A 2,932-nucleotide genomic window follows, 5' to 3' on the forward strand; every position below is an offset into this window, starting at 1 on the left:
ACAGCGGCGACGTCACGGTCTAGATCGAAGCGCCAGCTCCTGCAGCTCGCTCGACTGGTTCGGGGAAGGTTTCCTTCCGTGTGACAACGAGAGCAATCGCAACCGGGCGAGGCTGCTTGCGTTCGCGCGACGGGAATGACGATCGCGACAGACGCCGATGGGCGTCGGGCCGGGCGGTGCGCGCCGCCAACGAGCCTCAGATCGACTTCACCTCGCCGCCGTCCATGCGGAGCGTCGAACCGGTCATCCAGCGCGCCCCTGGCGAAACGAGGAACGCCATCAATTCCGCGATCTCCTCGGGCTCGCCATAGCGCGCGATGCCGGCTTCCTTCGGGAAATTGGCCATCGCCTCCTCGACCGTCATGTGATGCAGCGGCGCCCAGTGCTGGAGATACGACCGGCGGCGGCCGGTCATCACCGGGCCGGGAAGGACGCTATTGACCTGCACGCCATCGGCGATGCCGCGATCGGAGAAAGCCTTCGCCAGGCGACGATTGCGGCGTTGATCGTGCCCACGGCCGCGTAAGGCGCTTTCGGAAACAGGGCCGAGTTCCCCGACATCAGCACGACTGCTCCCTTTGCCGCCTTGAGGGCCGGCCATGCGGCGATCGTCAGGCGGCGGGCGCCGTGGAGCTTCAACGCCAGACCGTCCTCCCATTGCGCATCGGTCATCTCGAACAGGTCGATCTGCGGCACGGCGCCCGCGATGCTCAGCAGAGCATCGATCCGATCGAAGGCAGCCAGGGCCTGATCGACGACCGTCTGTGCAGCCTCTGGCTCTGCAAGATTGGCGTCGATGACAAGCGCTTCCGCGCCGGCGGCTCGCACCGCCTCCGAGGTCCCTTCCAGATTGGCGCGGTTTCGCGCGACCAGGACCAGCGCGGAGAAGTCGCGCGCAAGGCGGATCGCGGTAGCCCGCCCTATGCCTTGGCTTGCTCCCGTGACGATGGCGACCGACTTCGGCATCAGAGGTCTCCTTCAGTGAAGCGGATGGAGTCAGCGGGGAAGGAAGTCGCGTATGGTCGCGGCGATCTCGGCTGCGTGGGTCTCCAGCGCGAAATGCCCGGTGTCGAAGAAGCGGACGACGGCGTCGGGAATGTCGCGCTTGAACGCCTCGGCGCCCGGCGGCAGGAAGAACGGGTCATTCTTGCCCCAGACCGCGAGGAGGGGCGGCTTGCGGGTCCGGAAATAGGTCTGGAAGGTCGGGTAGAGCGCGACGTTGGTCCGGTAGTCGCCGAACAGGTCGAGCTGCAGGTCGGCGACGCCTGGCCGGGCCATGTAGAAATTGTCGAGCGAATATCCGTCGGGCGAAACCGTCGCCGGATCGGGCGCGCCATGCGTGTACTGCCAGATCGTGGTCTCAGGCTTGAGGAACGCGCGCAGCGCCTCGCGGTTCGCCTCGGACGGGTCCCGCCAGTAGGCCTGGATGGGGCTCCAGCCGTCGCTTAAGCCCTCCTCGTAGGCGTTGCCGTTTTGCGAGATGATCGCGGTGATCCGATCCGGGTGCTTTACCGCGAGCCGGAAGCCGGTCGGGGCGCCGTAGTCAAAGACATAGACGGCGTAGCGATCGAAGCCGACGACCTCGGTGAAGCGGTCGATGGTCGCGGCGATCCGCTCGAAGCTGTGGCCGCGGCCAGGCATGTCGGAATTGCCGAAGCCGGGCAGGTCGGGAGCAACCATGTGAAAACGGTCGGCGAGCTGCGGGATGAGATCGCGGAACATGTGACCGGCGCTCGGAAAGCCGTGCAGAAGCAGCAGCTTCGGCGCGCTGACGGCGCCGGCTTCGCGATAGAAGATCTTGAAGCCGTCGATGTCGACGGAGCGGTACTTGACGGGGGTCATGGTGCATCTCCTTTCGATCATGGCGTAAACGCTGAGACCATTCGGACTGTGCGCGGTTGGTTGGCCAAACCGGTTTCTATCAACCAGACTTATGTGGCGTTATCCGCCCGGACCGCTGTGATCGCTTCGCGGAGCACATCCAAGACGACGGACGGCGCGGTCACGATCGGCGCGTGATCGACGGCGTGGGAGCGCACCCTGGCGCGCATCCGCTCAGCCATGAAACACTGATTGTCCCGCACGATCATGCGGTCCTGCTCGGCCACCAGGAACCATGCCGGCCGGTCCTTCCACAAGGGCTTCGGCACAGGGACGGTGATGCAGGCAGGCGCAATCGGGCGCTGGACCGCCGCGAGCACCGCCAGCTCTTCCGCGGCGGCGTTCTGCGCGAAGGCAGCGGCGAAGGCCTCCCTGGGCAGGTAGATCAGCCCATGATTGTCGGGCGCGAGGTTGGGCGCCTGCGGATGGGGCTTGATTCGGTAGAACACGTTCGCGACGGCCTCCCCCTCGTCGGGGGCCAGCGCGGCGACGTAAACGAGCGCCTTCACCTTGTTGCTGCGCGTGGCCGCAACCACGGCGCCCGCATAGGCGTGAGCCGCAAGGACCACCGGTCCCGGCGCCCGTTCCAGCGCGCGATCGAGCGCCGCCACATCGTCTTGAAAAGTGGTCAGCGGCAGCGGCGGCGCCGACACCTCGAGGCCATCGGCCGCCAATGGCTTGATGACCTTCGACCGCCTCGATCCGTCCGTCCATGCGCCATGGACGAGCATGACGCTCACGTCGGTTGAGGACATCCTTGATCTCCTTAGAAGACGATCGAGTCAGCTAACCGCGAGGTTCGTGAAAATCCGTTGAGGTCGTCTGCTGCGGCTTCGCGCCGACGAACGCGGACCCACTAAGAGCAGGGACGGATTGCGAAGTGAAATGCGTATTGGCAATCGAGGCGATTGCCGCCGTCTATAGCGCCGACCCGGCGCGCCCGGGCTTGTTTTGCACTTGTCCGAGCTGCGAGGGGTGAGCGGCACCGCGCGCGGCGTCGCGAGCCACGCCGCCACAGACCTCATTCCTCAGATTGTCGATGACGCGCGCG

The 2,932-nt window shown here is 65.9% G+C and carries 2 protein-coding genes and 1 pseudogene; all 3 read right to left on the bottom strand.

Features of this window, described 5'->3' with window-relative positions; translation table 11 throughout:
- Window positions 1–196 precede the first annotated feature (196 nt).
- The 3 genes and pseudogenes from ACLP25_RS14480 to ACLP25_RS14490 all read right to left on the bottom strand — a co-directional run bounded on the left by ACLP25_RS14480 (window position 197) and on the right by ACLP25_RS14490 (window position 2,636).
- Window positions 197–966 (bottom strand): annotated as a pseudogene (locus ACLP25_RS14480) (SDR family oxidoreductase).
- A 30-nt stretch (window positions 967–996) separates the two neighbouring features.
- A complete protein-coding gene (locus ACLP25_RS14485; RefSeq protein ID WP_442469886.1) occupies window positions 997–1,842 on the bottom strand; it encodes an alpha/beta fold hydrolase in 846 nt (281 codons plus the stop codon).
- A gap of 89 nt (window positions 1,843–1,931) precedes the next feature.
- Entirely contained in the window at window positions 1,932–2,636 is a 705-nt protein-coding gene (locus ACLP25_RS14490; RefSeq protein WP_442469887.1) for an alpha/beta fold hydrolase, read from the bottom strand.
- Window positions 2,637–2,932: the final 296 nt, after the last annotated feature.

The organism is Roseiarcus sp., assembly GCF_052145395.1.
Classification (GTDB): Bacteria; Pseudomonadota; Alphaproteobacteria; order Rhizobiales; family Beijerinckiaceae; genus Roseiarcus.